We start from the raw sequence: 24,214 nt of genomic DNA, 5'->3' as shown, positions 1-24,214 counted from the left end.
TTTGCCAACAATAGGGCGCTTGAAATCGAATTGCTGCAGGACGTCGACGGAGTAAGATTCTACGGAGGCGATGCTGCAAAAGAAGGTGCTTTCGTTGCCGTAGGAAAAATTCCGAATAACTTACAGCATGCACGTCAGCATTTGGCGCTTAGTCCGTTCTATGATGCTTCGGGCCGATCCGTTTATAACACAATGGATAATCTGGTAGATGTTCGTATTCAGAAAGCTGCGAAAGTTTTGATCGGCGAGGTGGCACCTCAGCAATCTAGGGCAGGTAGGCTTTATTCCGGGGGGGGGGACGCAGATTCTAACTCAACATTGGCTGCCCGAAAACTCGGGGAAAGTTATTTATATGAAGTCGGAAAAGGTGCGCTAGTTGATATGAAAACTGTGCAGTTCGTTGGCGAAACGCAGGATAAAAAGTTCTGTTTTGTTTTCCAAGATGAAGAAAAGGAAAACTACTATCTTGATGAAGACGTGTGTCGCGTCTCTGGCCTGAGCCCTTTAATTTATGACCAATTGGCTACTAACCGTTCTTTTTTGGTTAGATTTGAGGAAAAGAGTGGTGTTCGTTACATAGTCAGTATAGCGCTAGGGGATTAGAGTGCTACTGAGCAATTGAGCCAGACCTCGTTGAGGAGGGGGAGCCATAAGAAGGAGGAGTTGGTGGCGTTATCGGGCCAGCCTCAGCGCTACTTGGATACCGCGCAGCACTTGCATGATGTACCGAGGCTGGAACCATTCGACACTAGATGCCGTCACCGCTGAACATGCCGTCGCACCGGCCGCAACCCTCACTTCCGGCGCGATTCTGTAATGGCTGGACCGAAAACCGGCGCCATTACAGAATCGAAGTCACTTTACCAACTCCCCACATTCTCCATACTCGCCCAAGGCTCCCGTGCCGGGAGCGCATCGCCTTTCTGCAGCAACTCAATGGAAATCCCGTCCGGCGTCTTGATGAACGCCATATGGCCATCCCGGGGCGGGCGATTGATGGTGACGCCGCTGGCCTGGAGTTTCTCGCACAGGGCGTAGATATCGTCCACGCGGTAGGCCAGATGGCCGAAGTTGCGGCCGCCTGTGTATTCCTCTGGGTCCCAGTTGTAGGTCAGTTCGATCATGGGCGCCTTGTCTTCCCGGGCCCGGGCTTCATCGTCCGGGGCGGCGAGGAACACCAGGGTGAAGCGACCTTTTTCGTTGCTTTTACGACTGATTTCTACCATGCCCAGCAAATCGCAGAAGAAGTGCAGCGTGTCCTCCAGGTTGCTCACCCGGATCATGGTGTGCAGGTATTGCATAAGGTGCTCCTTGGCTGGTCAGGTTCTGAATTGTGTACCCCACAGTTTACGGTATTCTTCGGCTATGACTAAAAACGAGATTACCGAGACGTTGCGGGCGTTCGAGGTGCCGGCGGTCCGGCATCTGGCCTGGTTGTGTCTGTCGCCTCAGCTGTTAAGGCATGAGCTCAGTTTCGATCCTGCCGCCCATCTGCCCCCGGAATTCCTGGAGACGTTGAAACGGTGGGAGCGGAACCCTGATACCCTGCCTGCGCGGTTGACGGAAACGCCGGAGGGTCGGCTTGGCCACTATTTCGAGCGCCTGTATGAGGTGTTACTGCGGGATCTGTTGGGTTGGGACATTGTACTGCAGAATCAGCAGGTTCAGGCCGAGGGGCGAACGCTGGGTGAGCTGGATTTTCTGGTTCGCAACCGGAGCTCCGGCCAACTGGAGCACCACGAAATTGCCATCAAGTTCTATCTCGGCTTCGTAACCGAGGCAAATCAGGTCCGGTGGTACGGACCCAATGCCCGGGATCGGCTGGATCTGAAGACTGAGCGCCTGCTGAATCACCAAAGCCGCTTGTGCCAGCGACCAGAAACCCAGGGCTTGCTGGCCAGTGTTGGCGTCTGCGAAACGGTAACGCCACGAATTTTCATGCCAGGCTATCTGTTCTATCCGGTTGCTCAAACGCTACCTGAGGCCCCGGCACAGGTGCCGAGGGAGCATCTGAAAGGTCACTGGATGAGGCTTGATCAGGCCCGGCAGGAGAATATCTCTGGCTGGGTGCCCCTGTTCAAGCCGGACTGGATCGGCCCCTGGACTCAATCGGCTGAGCCGGATATGGCATTGGCGAGGGCGGCGCTTGATCGGGTGGAGTGCGCCGGGATACCCCAGTTGTTTGCCATTTTGAACAGGCGGCCGGAATCCGATCGCTGGGTAGAGGACAGGCGGGTGTTCGTTATGCCGCCCCAGTGGCCGGGTGCAGGCGCCTAAGACCATTGTAGGGGCTGTTCGGTTCACAGAAACGGGCGTTGGTCGTTGTCACATTCGTGACACGGTTCTAGAATTCCGGGCTGTTCAGGTGGCATCAGGACGATGCCCGTAAGCCAAGGAAGGAGATGCCCCGATGGAAGATTGGCAAGGATGTCTGTCTCCGGAGTGTCAGACCGCGCTGTTGATGGCCCGAGAAAGTGTTGGGCGCCGGGGCGGTTCTGTGATTACTGCCGAAGATTTTCTGCTGGCATTGCTCGATGCCATCCCCGCGATTCCCCCGTTTTTGCAACGCCAGAGTATCGATCTGGACGAACTCGTTCGCACCATTCAGGGTGAGCAGCCCATCGTGACCGGGGTGGTCGGAGACGGTGATCTGTCCTCCCAGTTGATCTATTGGATTGCCTCCGCCCGCGAGTCGGCCGAGGCCCCCTGGCTCGATTGGCCCTTGCTTCTGAAAGCCCTGACGTCCCAGTGTGAGCGGCTTCAGGATAAAGCCTATGTGGCTGTACTCGAGCTTGTGACCTACTGGCCCTCGGCACATGACGTGCCTGTGCCCACCTCCGATGCCCGTTTCGTTGCGCCGGTATCGATTGCTGAACCAGAATGGCTCGCGCTGGCGGAAGATGTTGCGGTTGCCCTGGCGGCCAATCCCGAAGCACTGATTTGGGTTCGAGGGCCGAGGGGTGCCGGCAAGTCGGCCTGGCTGCACTCGCTCCTGAGCACTCCCGGCCTGGCCTGGGTTCAGGTTGATCCTCGCCGGGAGTCGGAAGTGCTGGCCTGTGATCAACCGGTTTTACCGTCAGGTGATTCGTCCTCTGAGCATTGGCCTGCGCTGGTATTGGACAATGTCAGCCCCGCCGATTTGCTGACGTTGATAGCCGAGCCGCTGGGCCTGATCCGGGATCTGGTTTCCGGCTGGTCTGGGCCAATCCTGCTGATTGGTCGTGATTCGATGACGGATTCCAGCGGTGTCGTTCGGCTGGGGCAGTTGCTGGGTCGTGAACCTGAGGTTCTGGAGTTGCCTCCAGTGAGCGTCCGTCAGCGGAGGGCGGTACTCACCGCACATCAACCGGCAATCGAAAAGCGTTGGAATATCCAGGTTTCCCAGGCGGCTCTCGAATATGCGGCTTCCCGACAAAGCAGCTGTGTCAGCACTCCTGGTGGTATGCTGCAGTGGTTACGGCGAGCCGCCGCCCGGCTGGATTTGTTTGCCAGTCGTGGCTCGGTGTCGGCGGCGGCACTGGAGGGCGAAAAAGATGTGTGGCGCCGGCAGTCTCTGGTTGCACTGGCGCGGGGAGAAGATTGCCATCTCCCGGAGCAGAAAGCCAAGGTCCTGATGATTGAACAGGCGGCGGCGGATGTTCTCTGGCACGAGCGCAAGCGGGCCGGCACGCTCCGACGATTGCTGGTGGACGATCTGCGCGAGGAACTGGAGCGATGGGTTGCAGCGAGGCCCGGGCCGGTTCACTATGTGCGACATTGCGAACAACTGCAGGGAGAATCCTTGGGTGCAGGATCTGGAAATCTACATTCGTGACCTTGAACCGGCCGCGGTCTCCAACTGGCTGGAAGGCCAACTGGACGAATTACAGTTGGACGATACCGACGTCAGTTCCGTGGTGAAGGGCATGGCCAGGTATAGCGGCGCGCGGGTGCGCATCACGCTGTATCCGGGCGCTTTCGGCAAGCGTTTCACTTCACTGGTGATGGAAGGCGATGAGCTGCCCTGGAACAGCGACCTGGATTGCGCTCGTAGTGCCTGGCGGGCAATGGATACTGAAATCCGCTGCAGCCCGGGAGACTGGAAAGAAGGGGACCCGGTGGAGGACGATAAGTGGTGGCGGCTGGATCATCGCGGCGAGCAGTTGGTGGTCTGGAACTGACAGTCACAAGGTTTTCGGCTTGAAACAAAAAAGCAGCCCCGAGAGGCTGCTTTTTTATTGGCGCGTGCGGGAGCTGTCTCAGTCGCTCAGGATAGACACGTTGTCTGCCTGCAGGCCTTTGTCTGCCTCAACCACGTTAAAGCGCACCAGTTGGCCCTGGCGAAGCACGCGGCGACCACGGCCACGGATGGCGCGGAAGTGCACAAAGATCTCGTCGCCACTGTCACGAACGATAAAGCCGAAGCCTTTCTTGACGTTGAACCACTTGACGGTGCCTTCCTCGTTACCTTCCGGAGTGCTGTCGTCAAAATCGTCTTCGTCGTCGTCATACTGATTGCTGGGCTGGGCACTGCGAGGTGCTGCCTTGCGCGCGGCTGAGTTCCTGGCGGCAGGCTGCTTGCCGGCGAGTGCAATCGCAGCAAAGGCGGCAACGGCAAAGACAACAAACGCGAACAGATAGGCCGCTATGCCACCCTGGCTGCCCAGAGCTTCCAGGCCCTGGCCCAACGCCAGGATTTTCAGGGGTTCCGGAGTGGTGGTAAGCAGAAGGCCGAGTACAAACGGTGCCGGAATCGCGATCAGAATGGCAACAAGGATCGCTTTGGCTGGATTACGCATTGGTTGGTTATTCTCCATGGTTTAACACTGACGATAAAAAGCCGGACATCGGGTAACATGGCATGTCTGGCCGGTGAACGCCGCCAACCCCGGGAAAACTGATTATCCCGGCCACAGGCGGTAAAAGGCGGCATGATACCAGATTACAGAAAGGGCTGACCAAACCTCATGAGCAAAAACTCCCTGGAAGAACGACTGGCAGAACTGGAAATGCGACTTGCGTTCCAGGATGAGCTGATCAACACGTTGAGTGATCAGGTCGCCAAGCAGGAGATGGACATTCGGGAACTGTGGGACGCCAAGAAAATGCTGCACAAGCAACTCAAGGATATCTCGCCGTCCAATATCCGGCGGGAAGAAGAGGAAACACCCCCGCCGCATTATTGATCAGAGGCTCATTGTGAGCCTCTGGTTCGATTCTTTATGCCAGCAGCTCGACCAGGATCTGTTCGTAGATCTCGGACAGCGTGTCCAGGTCCTCAGCCTTCACACACTCGTCCACCTTGTGAATGGTGGCGTTGATCGGGCCAAGTTCGACCACCTGGGCACCGGTGGGCGCAATGAAGCGACCGTCTGAGGTGCCGCCGGACGTAGACAGTTCTGTTTCACGGCCAGTCACAGTTCGAATGGCATTCTGTGCGGCTGATACCAGCGCGCCTTTGTCGGTCAGGAATGGCCGGCCACTGAGGTGCCATTGCAGGTCGTACTTCAGGTGGTGGCGGTCCAGGATGGCGACCACTCTTTCTTCCAGACTTTCCGCGGTGTTCTCGGTGCAGTAACGGAAGTTGAAGTGCACCAGGCACTCCCCGGGCACAATATTGCTGCCGACGCCGGCCTCGACACGAGTTATCTGGAAGGTGGTAGGCGGGAAGAAGTCGTTGCCGTTGTCCCAGAATTCCTTGGCCAACGCGTCCAGTGCCGGTGCAACGTTGTGGACGGCATTCTCGGCCAGATGCGGGTAGGCCACGTGGCCCTGAACGCCGTGAACGGTGAGGTATCCGTGAAGGGAGCCGCGCCGGCCATTCTTGATGATATCCCCTACCTGATGGGTGCTGGAAGGTTCGCCAATCAGGCACCAGTCCATTTTCTCATTGCGGGATTCGAGAGTTTCCACCACTTTCACGGTACCATCCTGGGCCGGGCCTTCCTCATCGCTGGTGATCAGCAGGGCAATCGAGCCCCGATGATTCGGGTGGTTGGCCACAAAGCGTTCACAGGCGGTGATGAAGGCCGCCAGGCTTCCCTTCATGTCCGCTGCGCCCCGACCGTGCAGGTAGCCGTCCTTGATGATCGGGTCAAACGGCGGGTGAGCCCAGTTTTTCTCGGGGCCGGTGGGTACCACGTCGGTGTGGCCGGCGAATGCCAGAACCGGCCCATTGTCGCCCTTTCTTGCCCACAGGTTGTCGGTTTCGCCAAAGCGCAGGTTCTCCCCACTGAAACCCAGCGGCGCCAGGCGTGACATCATGAGTTCCTGGCAGCCCGCGTCGTCCGGCGTTACGGATTGGCGGCGGATAAGGTCCTTGGCAAGTTCCAGGGTGGGGGAGAGCGACATAGAGAAACCTGTTCGATAAGGAAAGAGTAGAGGGAATAACACCACAGAACCCCCGGTGTTCGTGGGTTCTGTGGCGGGCTGCAGCCTTAGTTGTTGGCGTGCAGTTCTTCGTTCAGTTCAATGGCGGTCTTGTTGGTTTTACACTCAACCGCACCGGTCTGGCTGTTGCGACGGAACAGCAGATCGTTTTTGCTGGCCAGATCGCGGGCTTTCACCACTTCCACCAGTTTGTTGTGGTCATCCAGCAGGGCCACCTTGGTGCCTGAGGTGATGTACAGGCCAGCTTCAACGGTACAGCGATCGCCCAGCGGGATGCCGATGCCGGCATTGGCGCCCAGCAGGCAGTTCTCGCCCACGGAAATAATGATGTTGCCGCCGCCAGAAAGCGTGCCCATGGTGGAACAGCCGCCGCCCAGATCGGAGCCTTTACCGATCACCACGCCGGCGGAGATGCGCCCTTCGATCATGCTGGTGCCTTCGGTACCGGCGTTGAAGTTGATAAAGCCTTCATGCATGACGGTGGTACCTTCGCCTACGTAGGCACCCAGACGTACCCGGGCGGTGTCGGCAATACGTACACCCTTGGGCACCACGTAATCGGTCATCTGCGGGAATTTGTCGACCGACTTCACTTCCAGAATGCGGCCTTCCAGGCGTGCCTGCAGTTGCCGCTCCGGCAGCTCATTCAGGTCAATGGCGCCTTCGTTAGTCCAGGCCAGGTTGGGCAGCAGACCAAAAATGCCGTCCAGCTTCAGGCTGTGGGGCTTGGCCAGGCGATGTGAGATCAGGTGCAGTTTCAGGTACACCTCCGGCGTGCTGGAAGCGGTATCGTCCGTTGCCAGTACGGTGACTACTACGGGGCGCTTGCTCTCAGCCGCTTTCTCGGCCAGTTTGGCCTGGTCTGTCCGGCCCAGTTGGCGAAGGGCGTTGGCAAACTGTGCCAGTTGTTCTGCTTTCACGCTGATGGCCTGGTTGCCACCTTTATAGTCCAGCGCAGACTCAACCACGTCGATCAGGTCTCTGTCGGGTGTCATGATCGGCTGCTGGTAGTACACCTCCAGCCACTCGCCCTGGTTGTTCTGGGTGCCGATTCCGATACCGAATGCAAAACTCATCTGGTGGTTGCTCCTGTTGTCATTAAATAGTCAGAAAAATTCAGCCCAGCCACGCAGACCAGTCGTCTGCGTTGAACCCCACATTTACGCCGTCTCCGCGCTCGACGACAGGGCGCTTGATGATGGAGGGGTTGTCCAGCATGATCTGGTGGGCACTTTGGGCGCTAATGGTATCACGAACCTCGTCGGGAAGTTTTCGCCAGGTGGTCCCGCGTTTGTTCAGGAGCGTTTCCCAGCCAACGGCCTGTTCCCACTGGCTGAGCTTCTCGCTGCTCAGGCCGTCTTTCTTGAAATCATGGAACTCATAGTCCAAGCCGTGCTCATCCAGCCACTTCCGGGCCTTTTTAACGGTGTCGCAGTTGCGGATGCCATATAACTTCATTGTTTAAAACCTTTTACGAACTCAACGATACGTTTCGCCGCCTCAACGCATTCCTCCAGGGGAGCCACCAGCGCCATGCGCACGCGGTTTTCACCCGGGTTGTGGCCGTTTACCGTGCGCGACAGATATCGGCCCGGCAATACGTGTACGTTCTGTCGGGCAGACAGTTCCCGGGCGAAAGTTTCGTCGTCCATGGGCGTCTCCGGCCAGAGGTAGAAGCCGGCATCCGGGAAGTCGACGTTCATCACTTCGCGCAGAATGGGCACGACTGCCTCGAACTTGGCCCGGTAGGCGGCGCGGTTTTCGCGCACATGGTCTTCATCGTTCCAGGCGGCGATACTGGCCAGCTGATTATGTATAGGCATGGCACAGCCATGGTAGGTGCGGTATTTCAGGTAGCCGGCCAGTACCTCGGCGTCGCCGGCCACAAAGCCGGACCGCAGGCCCGGCAGGTTGCTGCGTTTGGACAGGCTGTGGAACACCACACAGCGCTTGAAATCGTGGCGGCCGATGGCGGCGCAGGTTTGCAGCAAGCCTTCCGGCGGGTTGGCTTCGTCCGGGTAGAGCTCTGAATAGCACTCGTCCGAGGCAATCAGGAAATCGTGCCGGTCAGCCAGTTCAATCACTTTTACCAGGGTTTCCCTCGGAATCACCGCTCCACTCGGATTGCCGGGCGAGCACAGGAACAGGATCTGGCAGTTCTCCCAGACCGACTCGGGCACGGCGTCGAAGTCCGGGATGAAGCCATTGCCGCCATCGCAGGGCAGATAAACCGGTGTGGCGCCGGCCAGGAAGGCTGCGCCTTCGTAGATCTGATAGAAAGGATTGGGGCTGACCACGGTGGCGGGTTTGCCAGCATCCACAACCGCCTGAACCAGGGCGAAGATGGCTTCGCGGGTTCCGTTTACGGGCACCACGTGGCGGTTCGGATCCAATGACGCCGGTGCAAGATCAAACCGGTGGGTTGCCCATGCAGCAATCGCGCTACGAAGTTCGTCCGTGCCTTTGGTCGTGGGGTAATTCGCCAGTTTATCCAGATTATCGGCAATAACGTCCTTTACGAAGGCTGGCGATGGGTGCTTGGGCTCACCAATTCCCAGGGAGATGGGCGCCAGATGTTCTGGCACCGAAATGCCGGCCTTCAGTTTGGCCAGTTTCTCGAAGGGATAGGGGTGAAGTCTTTCCAGATTGGGGTTCATTGAATCTCGTCCAGCATTTTACAGAGGTCCTGTTGCAGGGCCTGGCACACGCCCGGGTCGCGCAGGGGGTCGCCCTGTTCGTCGGTGATGAAGAACACGTCTTCAACCCGCTCTCCCAGAGTGGCAATCTTGGCGTTGGTCAGCCGCACACGGTGTTCCAGCAACACCTGGCCAATCCGCGCCAGCAGACCGGGGCGGTCCGGCGTGATCAGTTCCATCACCGTACGCTGATTGATGGTGTCGTTGGAGAAAGTCACCTCGGTCGGGAACGCAAAGTGTTTCAACTGCCTTGGCGTTCTGCGATGGATGATGTCCGGATAGTCTTCCGGGTCGTCCAGTTCTTCAATCAGTCGCTTGCGTACGCGCTCCTTCCGGGCCGGATCGATACCCAGCGGCTGGCCCTTGTCATCCAGAACCACATAGGAGCTGATGGAATAGGGGCCTTCGGTGGAATTGATGCGGGCATCCACAATGTTCAGGTTCAGCTGTTCCAGAACAGCGGTGGTGGCGGCAAACAGGGCGACGCGATCTTTCATGTAGATGATGATCTGGGAATAGCCGTCAGTCGGGCCACCCCGGGTGTCCCGGATCAGCACCAGAGGATCCGGGTTGTCGCCGTGGCGAATGATGGCGGCTGTTTGCCAGGCGATATCGACAGTGGAATCCTGCAGGAAGTATTCGTCGTCCACGGTATTCCAGATCTGGTCGATCTGTTCATCGGTCATGTTCTGGGCGTGGAGGATTTCCCTGGCTTCCTCCTGGGTGGCCCGGATCCAGGACTGCCGGTCTACCGGATTGTCAGTGCCGCGGCGCAGCGCTCGTTTGGTTTCTATATAAAGCTGGCGCAACAACGACGCGCGCCAGGTGTTCCACAGTTTGGGATTGGTGGCACTGATATCGCAAACCGTGAGGATGTAGAGATAGTCCAGGTGGGCGAGGCTGGGTACCGCGCGGGCAAAGGCCTGAATGATGTCCGGGTCGGAAATATCCTTGCGCTGCGCGGTCATCGACATCAACAGGTGGTTTTCCACCAGCCAGGACACCAGTTGGGTGTCCCGTTCACTGAGATGGTGCCGCTCGCAAAAGGCTTCGGCATCAATGGCGCCAAGCTCGGAATGGTCGCCGCCCCGGCCTTTTGCCACGTCGTGGTAGAGGCCGGCAATAAACAAGGTTTCCAGTTTGGGTAGCCGGTGTATCAGGCGCGAGGCCAGGGGGTATTCGGTTCTGGCCTCGGTGCTGTTGAGCCTCACCATATTGCGGATCACCCGCATGGTGTGGGCGTCTACCGTATAGATATGGAAAAGGTCGTGCTGCATCTGGCCAATGATCTGGCCGAACTCCGGCAGGTAGCGGCCCAGCACGTTGTACTTCTTCATGGCCGACAGGGTCTGGTCCAGGGCGTGGGGCGTGCGTAGCAGCTCCATAAACAGCGTAGTGACGGCCAGGTCAGACCGGAACGCGTCATCAATCAGATGCCTGTGGGCCCGGAGTGAGCGAATCGTGGTGGCCCGGATACCTTTGATCTCCGGGTGTTGCGCCATCAGCACGAAGATTTCCATGATCGCGTACGGGGCGTAGGCGAACACCTGATTGTTCACCGCTTCAATGTAAAGGTTGCGAACCTGGAAACGTTTGTTCAGGGGGCGGATTTCATCTTCGCCGCCGCTGCCAATGATGGCTTCGTCATAATACTGCAGGATCACGTCGGCCAGCTCCGCCAGTGCAAGCACAGTGCGGTAGTACTGCTGCATCATCAGCTCTACGCCCAGACGTTTACCTTCGTCCTGGTAACCGAGCATTTGTGCCAGGGCGCGCTGGTGGTCAAATAACAGTCGATTTTCATTGCGGTCGGCCAGCAGTTGAAGGCCAAATCGGAGCCGCCAGAGGAAGGTCTCCCCCTGGTACAGAATCTGGTGCTCTTCTTCGGTCAGGATGCTGAAGCGGGTGAGGTCGGCAATATTCTGCAGGCCGAAATGGCGCTTGGTGATCCAGCCGATGGTCTGGATATCCCGAAGGGCGCCAGGAGAGCCTTTGACGTTGGGCTCCAGATTGTACTCCGTGTCGCCGTACTTCTTGTGACGTTGCTGCTGCTCTTCACGTTTGGCGAGGAAGTAGTCCCGATCGGAGCTGACGTCGTCCGAATACACCATCTCACTGAGTTCGGCCCGTAAACCATCCGGGCCTGCGATCGTGCGTGTTTCCAGCAGGTTGGTCAGAATGGTGATGTCTTCCCGGGCGGCCTGAATGGATTCCGCCAGGCTGCGAACGCTGTGGCCAATATCCAGTTTGAGGTCCCAGAGCAGAGTGACAAACGCTCCCAGGTCTTCCTGCCAGTCCTCTTCTATGCCATTGCGGGTCAGGATCAGCAGGTCAATATCGGAATGAGGGTGCAGCTCGCCCCGGCCATACCCCCCCACGGCCACCAGTGCAATGTCTGCGGAGCGGGAGAACGGGTATCTGTTCCAGATCAGCCGGAGTACCTTGTCGATGGTGTTGGCCCTGGCAAGAACCAGGGCGCGGACATCGGCACCTTGCTGAAATGCCTCGGCATCAGCGTTATAACTTTCCCGCAAGAGTTCGCGTGCGGCAAACACCGGTGAGGTGTCGTTACTGATTCGGGATTCCAGCTCGCTTCGGTCCACTTAGAATGACTCTTCCGATCGGCGGGTCAGCACCTCATAGCCATCCGCAGTTACCAGAATGGTGTGCTCCCACTGTGCCGACAGTTTGTGATCCTTGGTGACCACCGTCCAGCCATCTGCCAGTAGCTTGGTCTGGTATTTGCCCTGGTTGATCATCGGCTCGATGGTAAAGGTCATGCCTTCTTTGAGTTCCATGCCGGTGCCGGGCTTGCCGTAGTGCATTACCTGGGGCTCCTCATGAAACACTTTGCCAATGCCGTGGCCGCAATAGTCTCTGACAACGGAGTAACGGTGTTTCTCGGCATACTGCTGTATTACGTGGCCAATATCACCCAGGCGGGTTCCGGGTTTCACCAGTTCAATGCCTTTATATAGGCACTCCTGGGTGATCTGGATCAGACGTTCGGTGCCGGGCTTGGGTTTACCCACAATCCACATCTTGCTGGTGTCGCCGTGGTAACTGTCTTTGATGACAGTGACATCAATATTGATGATGTCGCCTTCCTTCAGCACTTTCTTCTCGGACGGGATGCCGTGACAGATTACGTGGTTGACGGATGTGCAGATAGACTTGGGGAAGCCCTTGTAGTTCAGGGGCGCGGGAATTGCCTTCTGTGTGTTGACGATATAGTCGTGCGCAATACGATCCAGCTCTTCCGTGGTGATGCCGGGTTTGACATGTTCGTCGAGCATTTCCAGAACTTCGGCAGCCAGGCGACCGGCCACGCGCATCTTTTCAATCTCTTCGGGGGTCTTGATAGTTACCTGCATCGGGCTTCCTGTTGATTTGTATCAAACCGGCATTTTAAGGGGCGGCGACATAAGGTACAAGGCGGGGAGCAGGCTATGCTGGCCATAGTCCGGGGCTAAAAATAATGGCGTTTGGCCTGGCAGATATGGTATAAACGCGCCGCCGGAAACGAATCCGGCAAATTCACACACGTGTCAGCACGTTGTCCCAGGGTGCCGGCTCCTGTTTAAAGGAGGCTGGTTGGGGCAATCGGACGCGTGGAGGACTAACCCGAAGCTAAAAGGTAAATATCATGGCTCAGGTAAATATGCGTGACCTGCTCAAGGCAGGTGCTCACTTCGGTCACCAGACTCGCTACTGGAACCCGAAAATGTCGAAGTTCATCTTCGGCGCCCGTAACAAGATTCATATCATCAACCTGGAGCAGACTGTTCCGGCCATGAATGAAGCGCTGAACTTCATTCAGTCTCTGGCTGAGAACAAGAACAAGATCCTGTTTGTTGGTACCAAGCGCGCGGCTTCCAAGATCATCAAGGAAGAAGCTCAGCGTTCCGGTCAGCCTTACGTTAACCACCGCTGGTTGGGTGGTATGCTGACCAACTACAAGACCATCCGTCAGTCTATTCGTCGCTACCGTGATCTGGAAGCCCAGAGCCAGGACGGTACTTTCGACAAGCTGACGAAGAAAGAAGCCCTTGAGCGTACCCGTGAGATGGATAAGCTCGAGCGCTCCATCGGTGGTATCAAGGATATGGGTGGCCTGCCGGATGCCCTGTTTGTTATCGACGTAGACCACGAGCGTATCGCCATCAAGGAAGCCAATAAGCTGGGTATTCCTGTTATCGGTGTTGTTGATACCAACAGCGATCCCGATGGTGTTGATTACGTGATCCCGGGTAACGATGACGCCATCCGTGCTATCCAGATCTACGTGAAAGCCGTTGCCGATACCTGTCTGGAAGCTTCCCAGTCTGCCGGCGCTGGCGCTGACGAGTTTGTTGAAGTCAGCGAAGATGCTGCAGGCGCTGCTCCGGCCGCCGAGTAACATCCAGGCTTAACGTTTGAGTTGTAAGGTATGCCCGCCTGTTTATGCGGGTATACCTCCCCACCGAATTCGGAAAAGACAAGAGGATTGAACATGGCTGCAATTACCGCTGCAATGGTCAAAGAGCTGCGTGAGCGTACCGGCCTTGGCATGATGGAGTGCAAAAAAGCACTGGTTGAAGCTGAAGGCAATGTTGAAACTGCGATTGAAGAGCTGCGCAAGTCTTCCGGTCTGAAAGCCGCCAAGAAGGCCGGCCGTACTGCCGCTGAAGGCGTGTCTCTGGTCAAGGTGTCTGACGACAACACCGTGGCCTTCATTCTGGAAGTGAACTCCGAAACTGACTTCGTTGCTCGCGACGACAACTTCATGAACTTCGCCAACGACGTTCTGAATGTTGCCTTCGAGAAGGGCGAAACTGACGTTGCCAAGCTGATGGAAGGCGACCTGGAAGCCAAGCGTGAGGCGCTGGTTCAGAAGATCGGTGAAAACATCACCGTTCGTCGCATCATCAAGGTTGAAGGCCCGGTTGTGGGTGGTTACGTGCACAGCAACAACAAGATCGCTTCCGTTGTTGCCCTGACTGCAGGTAACGAAGAGCTGGCTCGCGATATCGCCATGCACGTTGCTGCTGTTAACCCGCGCGTTGGCAAGCCTGACGACATGCCGGCTGAAGAGCTGGAAAAAGAGAAAGAGATCATCAAGGCCCAGCCGGATATGGAAGGCAAGCCTGCTGAGATCGTTGAAAAGATGATGGGTGGCCGCATCAAGAAGTTCCTGGCTGAAAACAGCCTGGTTGAGCAGCCGTTCGTCAAGAACCCGGACCAGAAAGTGGGTGACCTGATCAAGTCGGCCGGTGGCGACCTGGTTGGTTTCATTCGCCTGGAAGTGGGTGAAGGCATCGAGAAAGAAGAAGTGGATTTTGCTGCTGAAGTGGCTGCTGCCGCTGGCACAGGCAAGGCCTGATTCCTCTTCGAGGCACTGCCGTGCAATATGGCAGTGCCACCTGAGTCTGCCACGTCAGCCGGGTTCGCCCGGCTTTCGTGGCGGGCTTGTATCTGAGATACCCCTTTTTTGAGGAGTATGTCAGATACAAGCCTGCAACGGGTTTGCGCCGGATAGCCAACAGACGAGAAGGGGACCACCATGCCGACATCTTCGAAAAACCAGCCCAGATACAAGCGTGTTCTGCTCAAGCTCAGTGGCGAAGCCCTGATGGGAGAGCACGATTTCGGTATTGATCCCAAAGTTCTTGATCGTATGGCCCTGGAAATCGGTGCCCTTATTGGCATTGGTGTTCAAGTGGGGCTGGTCATTGGCGGTGGCAACCTGTTTCGCGGTGCAGCCCTCAATGCGGCAGGCCTTGATCGCGTGACCGGAGACCACATGGGGATGCTGGCCACGGTCATGAACGGCCTGGCCATGCGTGATGCGCTGGAGCGCTCGAACATCCGTACCCGCGTGATGTCTGCTATCCCCATGAGCGGTATTGTTGAGCATTATGACCGTCGCCGTGCGGTGCGGGATCTCAAGGAAGGTGATGTGGTCATCTTCAGTGCGGGTACCGGCAACCCGTTCTTCACCACGGACTCTGCAGCCTGCCTGCGTGGCATTGAAATTGAAGCTGACGCTGTTCTGAAGGCAACCAAGGTAGATGGCGTTTACTCGGCCGATCCCCATCTTGATCCTACCGCAGTAAAATACGACCACCTGACCTATGATGAGGTTCTGGACAAGAAACTGGGCGTGATGGATCTCACGGCCATCTGCCTGGCGCGGGATCACGGTATGCCGCTGCGGGTCTTCGACATGAACCGCCCCGGTGTTCTGACGCGCATTGTGACCGGGGAACGGGAAGGCACACTGATTGAATGAATAAGGCTGCCGGCGCCTGAAGTGCCGGCTTCCTGCATGGAACCAGACGAACGAATTGAGGAAGCTGACGTGATTAACGACATCAAAGCTGAAGCCGAAAAGAAAATGAAAAAGAGCCTGGAGGCTCTGCACTCGGCTTTCAATAAAATCCGTACCGGACGTGCCCATCCGGCGATCCTGGACAGCGTAATGGTGAACTACTACGGTCAGGAAACACCGCTGAAGCAGGTGGCCAGCGTGAACGTGGAAGATAACCGGACGTTGACCGTTGCGCCCTGGGAAAAGAATCTGGTGCCCACGATTGAAAAGGCGATCATGACGTCTGACCTTGGCCTGAATCCGGCCACCAGTGGCGACATCATCCGCGTGCCCATGCCGATGCTGACCGAAGAGACCCGTAAAGAAATGGTCAAGCAGGCAAAGGCGGATGCGGAGCATGGTCGGGTGTCTATTCGTAACGCTCGTCGCGATGCCAATCACATGATCAAAGAGCTGGTTAAGGAAAAGGAAATCAGCGAAGACGATCAGCACCGTGGCGAAGATGAAATTCAGAAGCTCACCGACAAATACATCGCCGAAGTTGAAAAGATGTTGAAGTCGAAGGAAGAGGACCTGATGGCGGTTTAAGCGCCCGGGTTCATTCAGGAGCAGGATCAGCGGCGGGGGAGTCCCGCCGCACAGAGGATTTCATGACGGAAAAAGTTACCGCAGAAATTCCGGTGGCAGCAGATAACTGCCCCCGGCATGTCGCCATTATCATGGATGGCAATAACCGCTGGGCCAAAGCGCACCGGCTTAAGGGAGTGGCGGGCCACAAGGCCGGGGTGGATGCGGTCAAGGCGGTGGTGGAAACCTGCGCCAAAGAGGGCGTGGAGGTATTGACCCTGTTTGCCTTTTCCAGCGAGAACTGGCGCCGGCCCAAGGACGAAGTATCAGCTCTTATGCGTCTGTTCCTGATCGCATTGGAGCGGGAAGTCCGCAAACTGCATCGCAACAATATCCGCCTACGGATTATCGGTGATCGTTCAGCCTTCAATCCGGCGCTCCAGGAGCACATGGAGAAAGCCGAGGCGCTGACCCGTGACAATACCCGTATGACGGTGGTGATTGCGGCCAATTACGGTGGCCACTGGGACATCACCCAGGCGACCCGTAAGGTGGCGGAGCAAGTGAAGGCGGGCCAGCTGGAACCGTCAGATATCACCGATGACCTGATCCAGGAGCACCTGAGTATCGGTGATCTTCCCATGCCGGATCTCCTTATCCGGACAGCAGGCGAACAGCGCATCAGCAATTTCCTGTTATGGCACCTGGCCTACACCGAATTCTACTTTTCCGAGGTATTCTGGCCGGATTTCAAGAGCGAGCAAATGCTCAAGGCGCTTGATGCCTATGCCCATCGACAGCGCCGTTTCGGTCAGACCGACGACCAGATTGCTGCTCGCGCTGCACAACAATAACGACCAAGCGACCAATACCGTGCTTAAAACCCGAATCATTACCGCACTCATCCTGGCGCCGATTGCAATCGGTGGTATTTTTTTCCTTCCGCCTCTGGGGTTCGCCCTGTTTACCGGCGCCATCATCACGTTAGGGGCCTGGGAATGGGCCAATATGTCCGGAATCGAAAGCCAGCCCGGACGCGTCGGGTATGCACTGGTTATGGCGGCACTTCTCTATACCCTGGGCGGCCTGCCAGCACTGTTGGTGCTTTGGCTGGCGATTGCCTGGTGGTTGGTCTGTTTCTGGCTGGTCAGACGGTATCCCGCCGGATCCGAACGCTGGGGCGCTATCCCGGTCAGGGCGCTGATGGGGTTCATGGTGCTGGTGCCCGCGTGGGTGGGCCTGAATCACCTTCGCAATGGCGGCTTCCAGTTTGGCGACGTGGCCAATAATCTGGTGGTTATTCTGTATATTTTTCTGGTGGTGTGGGTGGCTGATATCGGCGCCTATTTTGCCGGCCGTGCCTTTGGTAAAGCCAAGCTGGCACCCCGCGTCAGTCCCGGCAAATCCTGGGCTGGCGTCTGGGGGGGATTGGCTGCCGTGGCCTTGCTCGCCATTGTGGCCAGCCTTATGGCCAACGCAGGTGTCGCGGAAGCCATGCTGCTGGTGGTGGCAAGTCTGGTGACCGGTTTTGTCTCGGTTCTTGGCGATTTACTTGAAAGCATGCTGAAGCGCTTTCGAGGCATCAAGGACAGCAGTCAGCTGCTGCCCGGGCATGGCGGCATTATGGATCGTATCGACAGCCTCACTGCGGCCATTCCGGTATTTGCCCTGATGATTACTCTGTTGGGCTGGTTGACCGCCGGCCAGGTCGTGGCATGACGAAACGCTCGATTACGGTTCTTGGCGCAACCGGCTCCATCGGCTTGAGTACCCTGGATGTTATTCGCAGGCATCCGGACCGCTTTTCAGTGTATGCCCTGACCGCAGGAACCCGGGCGGATGAATTAGCAACCCTGTGCCGTGAATTTCGACCGGCCGTTGCGGTGATGGCCGATTCAGAAGCTGCTGAACGCCTGAAGGCGCTGTTGGCGGATATGCCCGAGACCCGAGTGCTGGCGGGAGAAACGGGGCTCTGTGAGGTGGCGGCTTCAGCGGAGTCGGACACCGTGATGGCTGCCATTGTCGGCGCTGCCGGCCTGGCGCCAACGCTGGCCGCAGTCCGGGCCGGCAAACGCGTTCTTCTTGCCAACAAAGAAGCGTTGGTGATGTCCGGCAAACTGTTTATGGACGCGGTTGAGCGCCACGGGGCCGAGCTGCTGCCCATTGACTCCGAGCATAATGCCATTTTTCAGTGTATGCCGGCGGACAAGGTGCGAGACCCTCATGGCGCGGGTATTACCCGTATCCTTCTGACCGCCTCCGGCGGACCTTTCCGGGAGTCTGCGGCTGAGGACTTGCGGGCGGTGACGCCGGCCCAGGCCTGCGCCCATCCTAACTGGTCAATGGGCCAGAAGATTTCTGTGGACTCTGCAACCCTGATGAACAAGGGCCTGGAGTTGATTGAAGCCTGCTGGCTGTTCAATACCACGCCGGCAAACGTGCAGGTTCATGTCCACCCCGAAAGCATCATTCACTCCATGGTTGAATATGCCGACGGCTCGGTGCTTGCCCAGTTGGGAAGCCCGGATATGCGTACACCCATTGCCAATGGCCTGGCCTGGCCTGAGCGTATTGAGGCTGGTGTTGCGCCCCTGGATTTGTTCGCCATTGGCCGTTTTCACTTTGAGCGCCCGGATTTGCAGCGTTTCCCCTGTTTGCGCCTTGCGGCCGAAGCCTTTGCTGCCGGCGGTACAGCGCCAGCGGTACTCAATGCGGCGAACGAGGTTGCAGTGGCGGCGTTTCTGGAAGGCCGGCTGTGCTTTGCCGATATCCCCGTTATTATAGAGCGAACCCTGACGGCCACAGAAGTTGTGCCGGCGGACAGCTTTGACACTATTTTCGCGAAAGATGCCGAGGCTCGCCGCCGGGCCAGGGAACAGATCAGCCTGCTGGCTGTCTGACGTCCCTGGGTCTGACAGGCCGCTCATTCAGCCATAAACCGGAACGTCTATGCAGATCATTCAAACCGTACTGGCACTGGCGCTTACCCTCGGAATTCTGGTAACGCTGCACGAATACGGCCATTTCTGGGTGGCACGCCGATTCGGTGTGAAGGTGCTTCGTTTTTCAGTGGGGTTCGGCAAGCCTCTGTTTTCGTGGTTTGACCGTCAGGGAACCGAATATGCGGTAGCGGCTATCCCCCTGGGGGGATACGTGAAAATGCTGGATGAGCGGGAAGGCCCGGTACCGGAAGAGCTGCGTGATCAGGCGTTTACCTCGAAACCTCCTTCCCAGCGCATCGCCATTGCGGCTGCCGGCCCAATTGCCAATTTTCTGTTCGCGATTCTCGCTTACTGGGTGTTGAGTGTTGTTGGCGTTACCACGGTCGCTCCGGTGGTTGGCGAGGTGGCCCAGGGCAGCGTTGCGGAACGGGCAGGGCTGGAAAGCGGGATGGAAATCCATACCGTTGACGGCCATAGGGTGACCTCCTGGCGAGACGTCAACATGCGGCTGCTCGAGAGGGCGGGGGAGTACGGTCAGGTTTCGCTGGAGATTTCCCGGGATGGTTCCAGGGGCACTGTGGCGGGTCCATTGGACGGCTGGCGCCTGAGTGATGATACTCCGAACCCGCTGGCGGAATTCGGGATATCCCCCTGGCGTCCGGATGTGCCCGCGGTGCTGGGTGAGGTGACTGCCGATGGTCGGGCAAATGCGGCCGGGCTGCAAGGCGGTGACCGCATATTGGCTGTTGATGGCGAGCCGGTACCGGACTGGTTTGCTCTGGTGGAGCATATTCGGAATGCCCCGGAACAGACTCTGGAACTGACCATCGAGCGCTCTGGCGATGAATTGAATGTTCCGGTAACACCTGCTTCGAGAACGCTTGAGGATGGTCAGGTCGTTGGTTTCGTAGGTGCCGGCGTAAGCGCAGTGAACTGGCCTGATGAACTGTTGCGGGAGGTCCGCTACGGGCCGTTGGCGGCGATACCGAATGCTGTGAATGAAACCTGGGCCGACACCCGCCTGACACTGGTGGCGATTAAAAAGATGGTCACCGGGCTGCTGTCTCCGACCAATCTCAGTGGACCGATTACCATTGCCCGGGTTGCCGAGGCGAGTGTCAGCTCGGGGTTCGAAGACTTTGTGCGCTTTCTGGCGTATCTGAGTGTCAGTCTTGGCGTGCTTAACCTGCTCCCCGTTCCGGTTCTGGATGGTGGGCACATTGTGTACTACACCATCGAAGCCATTCGCCGGAAGCCACTTTCCGAGCAGGCCCAGGCCTTTGGATTACGAATCGGTATGGCTTTGATACTGACTTTAATGGTGTTTGCTCTTTACAACGACCTGATGCGGTTGTGAGAATTGCGGGCTCCTTACCGCACATTAACCAGGCGAAATAACTGAATGAGACGTTCCCTTCTAGCTGTAGCCGTTGGCCTAGCAATTACCGCAACCGGTATAAAGCCAGCGCTGGCGGATGAATTCACGGTTGCGGATATCGAGGTAGAGGGCCTTCAGCGGGTTTCAGCGGGTTCTGTGTTTTCGGCTTTTCCGGTGAACATCGGCGAGCGTATGGACGAGACCCGGTTGGCCGACGCCATCAAGGATCTGTTTCGGACCGGATTGTTTACGGATATTCAGGCCAGTCGTGATGAAGGCGTGCTGATTCTGTCGGTGCGTGAACGCCCGTCGATTTCCTCCATTGAGATCGAGGGTAACAAGAATATCGAAACCGAGATGCTGATGGATGCCCTGGCCGGTGCGGGCCTGGAGGAAGGTCAGGTATTTCGGCGTGCTACCCTGGAGAAACTGGAACTGGAGATCCTTCGCTCCTACATCGCCCAGGGCCGCTACAACGCAAGAGTAAAAGCCACCGCGGAAGAGTTACCCAGGAACCGTGTTGCTATTCGCCTGGACATCAACGAGGGTTCTGTCGCTGCCATTCAGCACATCAATATTGTTGGGAACGAAGATTTCAGTGATGAAGAACTCATCGGCCTCTTCGAGTTGCGTACCAGTAGCTGGTGGAACTCGCTGACCAACAAAGATAAATACGCCCGGGAACGTCTGAGCGGGGATCTGGAGTCTCTGCGTTCGTTTTATCTTGATCGCGGCTATCTGGACTTCAACGTTGAATCCAGCCAGGTGTCCATCTCGCCGGACAAGCAGGAAGTCTTTATCGCCATCGCCGTTAATGAAGGCCCCCAGTACACCATCTCCGACATTCGCTTGCGCGGTGAGCTGATTGTCGGTGAGGAGGAGCTCCGGAAATTCATTCCGGTTAAAGAAGGCGATGTATTCTCCCGTGCACAGATGACGGCGATTTCCGAAGCGCTCTCGTTCCGGCTCGGCCGCGAAGGCTATGCGTTTGCCAACGTCAATGCGGTACCGGAGCCGGGTGAAGACAATACAGCTGCGGTTACCTTCTTTGTGGAGCCCGGCAAGCGGGCCTATGTACGTCGGGTGAACTTCGACGGCAACGTGTCCACTAAGGATGAGGTGCTGCGCCAGGAGATGACCCAGATGGAGGGCGGGGTAGCCTCGTCCGATCGCATCGAGTTCTCCAAGACCCGTCTTGAGCGCCTGGGTTACTTCCAGACTGTTGATGTTGAAACGGTCCCGGTACCCGGCACCGATGACCTGGTCGATGTGAACTACAGCGTGCAGGAGCAACCAACGGGCAGCTTGTCCGCATCGGTGGGTTTCTCGCAAAACTCGGGCGTGATTCTGGGCGCGTCTGTGTCCGAGAATAATTTCTTCGGTACCGGCAAGCGTGTCTCGTTTGGTGTGAACTTCAGCGATTCGGTAAAGAGCGCCAACGTTTCCTACCTGGATCCATACTACACGGTGGATGGGGTAAGCCGGGGCTTCAGTCTATTTGCCCGTGAAACCGATTACGAGGAAGAAGACATTTCCTCTTACCTGCTCGATGAGTACGGTGGCCGGGTAACGTTCGGGTATCCGACAGATTCCATTACGCGGTTGAATTTCGGTGCTGGCGTTACCCAATCAAACATTAAGCCGGGGGTATTCTCGGCCCAGGAAGTTCGCGATTTTATCGCCGACGAAGGGGATTCGTTCACCAATTACTTCCTGTTTGGTAGCTGGCGGCGGAGTACGCTCAACCGAGGTGTACTGCCAACCAACGGTTACAGTCATTCCCTGTCGCTGGATGTCGCTGTGCCAGGCAGTGACCTGACCTTCTACAAGGCGACCCACAAAACGGATTTCTATTTCCCGCTGACGGATTCCGCCAACTGGGTCTTCAGAGCGCGATCGGAGATCGGGTATGGGGACGGCTACGGTGACCGCAGTCAGATGCCGTTCTTCGAGCATTTCTATTCCGGGGGCTATGGCTCTGTTCGGGGATATGAAGCAAACTCTTTGGGTAACAAGGCGGAGCGTGCAGCAGGCGACTTCTCGGATCCCGATCCGTTCGGTGGTAACGTTCTGACAGAAGGCGGGCTGGAGTTGATCTTCCCGACGCCTTTTGCAGGAGATTCGCGTTCGATGCGCACGTCGTTCTTTGTCGATGCCGGTCAGGTGTTTGATACCGAAAGAGGTTTTGACCCTGAGTTGGGTGAGGTACGGACTTCAGCCGGTATCAGTTTCCAGTGGATCACCGCGGTAGGTCCCTTGGCTTTCAGTCTGGCCAAGCCGCTGAACGATAAATCCGGTGACGATACCCAGGTCTTCCAGTTCTCACTGGGGCAGACGTTCTGACCGGTCTATAAAAAAAGAAAGAATGAAACAAAGGAGAAGATTGATGACCCGTTTGATGACTATCCTTGCCGCCGCTCTTATGGCCTTCTCGGCCCAGGTGGCGGCGGAGACCCGTATTGGTGTGGTGGATCTGCGCCAGGCCCTGTTCTCTTCCAATGATGCCCAGGCCTTCAGCGAAAAACTCCAGCAGGATTTTGCCGGCGACGAAGCCCAGGTGCGTGAAGCTCAGGAGGCCGCCCGCAAGTTAAAGGATCGGTTGGAGAAGGACGGCGCCATGATGAACGAGAGCGAGCGTAATCAGTTGGCCGCCGAGTTTCAGGAAAAGGTAAAGGAATTTAATTTCCTCAAGCAGCGCCTCGACGCCACCGTTAACCAGCGCAAGCAGCAGTTTCTGGAAGGTGCGCGCCCTGAGGTGGACGCCGCTGTGAAGGAACTCCTGGAAGAAAATGACCTTGATCTGATTCTTCCCAGCGAAGCGGTGGTTTACGTTAAGCCGGAGATGAATCTGACCACACAACTGCTTGAAAAACTGAACCAGTGATGTAGAAAGGGGCTCCCCGGCCCCTGTGTTTGGAGAAAACGATGACACAGAAGTCCTATCGGCTGCAGGAGATTGCCGAGGCATTGGGAGCGAGCCTCCGGGGAGACCCCGATATCCGTATTACCGGGCTTGCCACCTTGCAGGCGGCGGTTCCGGGCCAGATCAGTTTTCTGGCAAATCCCTCCTATGCCAAGTACCTGAAAGATACCCGGGCGTCAGCGGTGATTGTGTCCTCGGCTGCGGCGGATGATGTTCCGACCAATGTCCTGTTACTGGACAATCCCTACCTGGGCTATGCTCACCTCAGTCATTGGTTTGATCCGGCTCCCAAGGCTTCCCCGGGCATTCATCCAACTGCCGTGGTTGATGAGTCTGCCAGTATTCCTGAATCTGCATCCATAGGCCCGCATGTTGTGATTGAGGCCGGGGTTTGTATTGGTGAGCGCGTAGCGATCGGTGCTGGTGGTTTTGTCGGTGCGAGAGCGAGTATCGGGGACGACAGTATCCTTCGGCCCCGGGTCACGCTTGCACATGATGTGGTAGTCGGTAAGCGCTGTCACATTCTCAGTGGTGCGGTGGTTGGTTCCGACGGCTTCGGCTTTGCCAACGAAAAAGGCGTCTGGCACCGCATCGCGCAGCTTGGTGCCGTGGTGCTGGGCGATGACGTGGAGGTTGGCGCCAATACCACCATAGACCGTGGCGCCCTGGACGACACCACAATAGGCAACGGCGTAAAGCTGGACAACCTGATTCAGATTGCCCACAACGTACAGATTGGTGATCACAGCGCAATGGCGGCCAAAGTCGGAATTGCAGGTAGCACCCGGATTGGCAATCATTGCGTGTTTGGTGGCGCCTCTGGCGTGGCTGGTCACCTTGAAATAGCCGACCAGGTTCACCTCACCGGCATGACCCTGGTAACCGGTGATATTCGTGAATCGGGGGTCTACTCCTCCGGCACCAGTGCGGATACCAATCGCCAATGGCGGAAAAATGCCGTCCGTTTTCGTCAACTGGATGCTCTGGCGCGACGGATCAAAGAACTGGAAAAGAAATTAGAGGGCTGAG

24 protein-coding genes are annotated in these 24,214 nt (G+C 57.2%); 16 read left to right on the top strand and 8 right to left on the bottom strand.

Annotation, left to right across the window (positions count from 1 at the left end; genetic code table 11):
- The first annotated feature begins 30 nt into the window (after positions 1–30).
- The gene (locus MARHY_RS11855; RefSeq protein WP_014422009.1) at positions 31–603 is read left to right on the top strand and encodes a hypothetical protein; all 573 of its coding nucleotides are present in this window, start codon (positions 31–33) and stop codon (positions 601–603) included.
- A 257-nt stretch (positions 604–860) separates the two neighbouring features.
- On the opposite strand, the gene MARHY_RS11850 is transcribed toward MARHY_RS11855, so the two are convergent.
- A complete protein-coding gene (locus tag MARHY_RS11850) occupies positions 861–1,301 on the bottom strand; it encodes a VOC family protein (protein WP_014422008.1) in 441 nt (146 codons plus the stop codon).
- A gap of 64 nt (positions 1,302–1,365) precedes the next feature.
- Between MARHY_RS11850 and MARHY_RS11845 the strand changes: the two genes are divergently transcribed.
- From MARHY_RS11845 to MARHY_RS11835, 3 genes are all read left to right on the top strand, one after another.
- Positions 1,366–2,277, top strand: a complete 912-nt coding sequence (locus MARHY_RS11845; RefSeq protein ID WP_041654834.1) for a DUF1853 family protein — start codon at positions 1,366–1,368, stop codon at positions 2,275–2,277.
- Between the two features lie 133 nt (positions 2,278–2,410).
- Positions 2,411–3,814, top strand: a complete 1,404-nt coding sequence (locus tag MARHY_RS11840) for a hypothetical protein (RefSeq protein WP_014422006.1) — start codon at positions 2,411–2,413, stop codon at positions 3,812–3,814.
- On the top strand, positions 3,786–4,160 hold the full coding sequence (locus tag MARHY_RS11835; protein ID WP_011786016.1) for a hypothetical protein: 375 nt from the start codon (positions 3,786–3,788) through the stop codon (positions 4,158–4,160). Before MARHY_RS11840 ends, MARHY_RS11835 begins: the two co-directional genes overlap by 29 nt.
- Before the next feature lie 78 nt (positions 4,161–4,238).
- Here MARHY_RS11835 and MARHY_RS19050 read toward each other — a convergent pair whose 3' ends face one another.
- Positions 4,239–4,778, bottom strand: a complete 540-nt coding sequence (locus MARHY_RS19050) for a cold-shock protein (protein WP_014422005.1) — start codon at positions 4,776–4,778, stop codon at positions 4,239–4,241.
- A 168-nt stretch (positions 4,779–4,946) separates the two neighbouring features.
- Here MARHY_RS19050 and MARHY_RS11825 point away from each other — a divergent pair, with 168 nt between their 5' ends.
- The gene (locus MARHY_RS11825; RefSeq protein ID WP_011786014.1) at positions 4,947–5,165 is read left to right on the top strand and encodes a SlyX family protein; all 219 of its coding nucleotides are present in this window, start codon (positions 4,947–4,949) and stop codon (positions 5,163–5,165) included.
- 34 nt (positions 5,166–5,199) lie between these two features.
- Here the strand turns inward: MARHY_RS11825 and dapE are convergent, their stop codons facing one another.
- From dapE to map, 6 genes are all read right to left on the bottom strand, one after another.
- Positions 5,200–6,330 (bottom strand): succinyl-diaminopimelate desuccinylase, encoded by a 1,131-nt coding sequence (gene dapE / locus MARHY_RS11820; protein ID WP_014422004.1) that lies wholly within the window; start codon positions 6,328–6,330, stop codon positions 5,200–5,202.
- A gap of 86 nt (positions 6,331–6,416) precedes the next feature.
- A complete protein-coding gene (dapD, locus tag MARHY_RS11815) occupies positions 6,417–7,445 on the bottom strand; it encodes a 2,3,4,5-tetrahydropyridine-2,6-dicarboxylate N-succinyltransferase (protein WP_014422003.1) in 1,029 nt (342 codons plus the stop codon).
- A 40-nt stretch (positions 7,446–7,485) separates the two neighbouring features.
- A complete protein-coding gene (locus tag MARHY_RS11810; RefSeq protein ID WP_014422002.1) occupies positions 7,486–7,827 on the bottom strand; it encodes an ArsC family reductase in 342 nt (113 codons plus the stop codon).
- Entirely contained in the window at positions 7,824–9,026 is a 1,203-nt protein-coding gene (gene dapC, locus MARHY_RS11805) for a succinyldiaminopimelate transaminase (protein ID WP_014422001.1), read from the bottom strand. The genes MARHY_RS11810 and dapC overlap by 4 nt, the downstream gene beginning before the upstream one ends.
- A complete protein-coding gene (locus MARHY_RS11800; protein WP_014422000.1) occupies positions 9,023–11,668 on the bottom strand; it encodes a [protein-PII] uridylyltransferase in 2,646 nt (881 codons plus the stop codon). Before MARHY_RS11800 ends, dapC begins: the two co-directional genes overlap by 4 nt.
- The gene (gene map / locus MARHY_RS11795) at positions 11,669–12,439 is read right to left on the bottom strand and encodes a type I methionyl aminopeptidase (protein WP_014421999.1); all 771 of its coding nucleotides are present in this window, start codon (positions 12,437–12,439) and stop codon (positions 11,669–11,671) included. It lies immediately after the preceding gene.
- 272 nt (positions 12,440–12,711) lie between these two features.
- Between map and rpsB the strand changes: the two genes are divergently transcribed.
- From rpsB to lpxD, 11 genes are all read left to right on the top strand, one after another.
- Entirely contained in the window at positions 12,712–13,464 is a 753-nt protein-coding gene (rpsB, locus tag MARHY_RS11790; RefSeq protein WP_011786007.1) for a 30S ribosomal protein S2, read from the top strand.
- Between the two features lie 93 nt (positions 13,465–13,557).
- Positions 13,558–14,427 (top strand): translation elongation factor Ts, encoded by an 870-nt coding sequence (tsf, locus tag MARHY_RS11785; protein WP_014421998.1) that lies wholly within the window; start codon positions 13,558–13,560, stop codon positions 14,425–14,427.
- A 180-nt stretch (positions 14,428–14,607) separates the two neighbouring features.
- Complete coding sequence (gene pyrH / locus MARHY_RS11780; protein ID WP_011786005.1) at positions 14,608–15,336, top strand: UMP kinase; 729 nt, start codon at positions 14,608–14,610, stop codon at positions 15,334–15,336.
- A gap of 69 nt (positions 15,337–15,405) precedes the next feature.
- A complete protein-coding gene (gene frr, locus MARHY_RS11775) occupies positions 15,406–15,963 on the top strand; it encodes a ribosome recycling factor (RefSeq protein ID WP_031210096.1) in 558 nt (185 codons plus the stop codon).
- Between the two features lie 62 nt (positions 15,964–16,025).
- The gene (uppS, locus tag MARHY_RS11770) at positions 16,026–16,796 is read left to right on the top strand and encodes a polyprenyl diphosphate synthase (RefSeq protein ID WP_014421997.1); all 771 of its coding nucleotides are present in this window, start codon (positions 16,026–16,028) and stop codon (positions 16,794–16,796) included.
- A 19-nt stretch (positions 16,797–16,815) separates the two neighbouring features.
- Positions 16,816–17,661, top strand: coding sequence for a phosphatidate cytidylyltransferase (locus MARHY_RS11765; RefSeq protein WP_041655549.1), 846 nt, complete (start codon positions 16,816–16,818; stop codon positions 17,659–17,661).
- A complete protein-coding gene (ispC, locus tag MARHY_RS11760; RefSeq protein WP_014421995.1) occupies positions 17,658–18,842 on the top strand; it encodes a 1-deoxy-D-xylulose-5-phosphate reductoisomerase in 1,185 nt (394 codons plus the stop codon). Before MARHY_RS11765 ends, ispC begins: the two co-directional genes overlap by 4 nt.
- Positions 18,843–18,891: 49 nt before the next feature.
- Entirely contained in the window at positions 18,892–20,241 is a 1,350-nt protein-coding gene (rseP, locus tag MARHY_RS11755; RefSeq protein ID WP_014421994.1) for an RIP metalloprotease RseP, read from the top strand.
- A gap of 45 nt (positions 20,242–20,286) precedes the next feature.
- Positions 20,287–22,605: an outer membrane protein assembly factor BamA gene (gene bamA / locus MARHY_RS11750; protein WP_014421993.1), complete on the top strand. Its 2,319-nt coding sequence runs from the start codon at positions 20,287–20,289 to the stop codon at positions 22,603–22,605.
- 43 nt (positions 22,606–22,648) lie between these two features.
- Positions 22,649–23,146, top strand: coding sequence for an OmpH/Skp family outer membrane protein (locus MARHY_RS11745; protein WP_014421992.1), 498 nt, complete (start codon positions 22,649–22,651; stop codon positions 23,144–23,146).
- 41 nt (positions 23,147–23,187) lie between these two features.
- Entirely contained in the window at positions 23,188–24,213 is a 1,026-nt protein-coding gene (gene lpxD, locus MARHY_RS11740; protein WP_011785997.1) for a UDP-3-O-(3-hydroxymyristoyl)glucosamine N-acyltransferase, read from the top strand.
- Position 24,214: the final 1 nt, after the last annotated feature.

Origin of the sequence: Marinobacter nauticus ATCC 49840 (assembly GCF_000284615.1) — a bacterium.
Lineage (GTDB): Bacteria > Pseudomonadota > Gammaproteobacteria > Pseudomonadales > Oleiphilaceae > Marinobacter > Marinobacter nauticus.
Note: the sequence above shows the minus strand (reverse complement) of the source record. Positions and strands in the feature narration are given on the sequence as shown.

Coding starts and splice junctions, on each gene's coding strand:
- MARHY_RS11850 (WP_014422008.1), bottom strand. CDS start 1,301: ATGCAATACCTGCACACCATGATCCGGGTGAGCAACCTGGAGGACACG.
- MARHY_RS11845 (WP_041654834.1), top strand. CDS start 1,366: ATGACTAAAAACGAGATTACCGAGACGTTGCGGGCGTTCGAGGTGCCG.
- MARHY_RS11840 (WP_014422006.1), top strand. CDS start 2,411: ATGGAAGATTGGCAAGGATGTCTGTCTCCGGAGTGTCAGACCGCGCTG.
- MARHY_RS19050 (WP_014422005.1), bottom strand. CDS start 4,778: ATGCGTAATCCAGCCAAAGCGATCCTTGTTGCCATTCTGATCGCGATT.
- MARHY_RS11825 (WP_011786014.1), top strand. CDS start 4,947: ATGAGCAAAAACTCCCTGGAAGAACGACTGGCAGAACTGGAAATGCGA.
- dapE (WP_014422004.1), bottom strand. CDS start 6,330: ATGTCGCTCTCCCCCACCCTGGAACTTGCCAAGGACCTTATCCGCCGC.
- dapD (WP_014422003.1), bottom strand. CDS start 7,445: ATGAGTTTTGCATTCGGTATCGGAATCGGCACCCAGAACAACCAGGGC.
- MARHY_RS11810 (WP_014422002.1), bottom strand. CDS start 7,827: ATGAAGTTATATGGCATCCGCAACTGCGACACCGTTAAAAAGGCCCGG.
- dapC (WP_014422001.1), bottom strand. CDS start 9,026: ATGAACCCCAATCTGGAAAGACTTCACCCCTATCCCTTCGAGAAACTG.
- map (WP_014421999.1), bottom strand. CDS start 12,439: ATGCAGGTAACTATCAAGACCCCCGAAGAGATTGAAAAGATGCGCGTG.
- rpsB (WP_011786007.1), top strand. CDS start 12,712: ATGGCTCAGGTAAATATGCGTGACCTGCTCAAGGCAGGTGCTCACTTC.
- tsf (WP_014421998.1), top strand. CDS start 13,558: ATGGCTGCAATTACCGCTGCAATGGTCAAAGAGCTGCGTGAGCGTACC.
- pyrH (WP_011786005.1), top strand. CDS start 14,608: ATGCCGACATCTTCGAAAAACCAGCCCAGATACAAGCGTGTTCTGCTC.
- uppS (WP_014421997.1), top strand. CDS start 16,026: ATGACGGAAAAAGTTACCGCAGAAATTCCGGTGGCAGCAGATAACTGC.
- ispC (WP_014421995.1), top strand. CDS start 17,658: ATGACGAAACGCTCGATTACGGTTCTTGGCGCAACCGGCTCCATCGGC.
- rseP (WP_014421994.1), top strand. CDS start 18,892: ATGCAGATCATTCAAACCGTACTGGCACTGGCGCTTACCCTCGGAATT.
- bamA (WP_014421993.1), top strand. CDS start 20,287: ATGAGACGTTCCCTTCTAGCTGTAGCCGTTGGCCTAGCAATTACCGCA.
- MARHY_RS11745 (WP_014421992.1), top strand. CDS start 22,649: ATGACCCGTTTGATGACTATCCTTGCCGCCGCTCTTATGGCCTTCTCG.
- lpxD (WP_011785997.1), top strand. CDS start 23,188: ATGACACAGAAGTCCTATCGGCTGCAGGAGATTGCCGAGGCATTGGGA.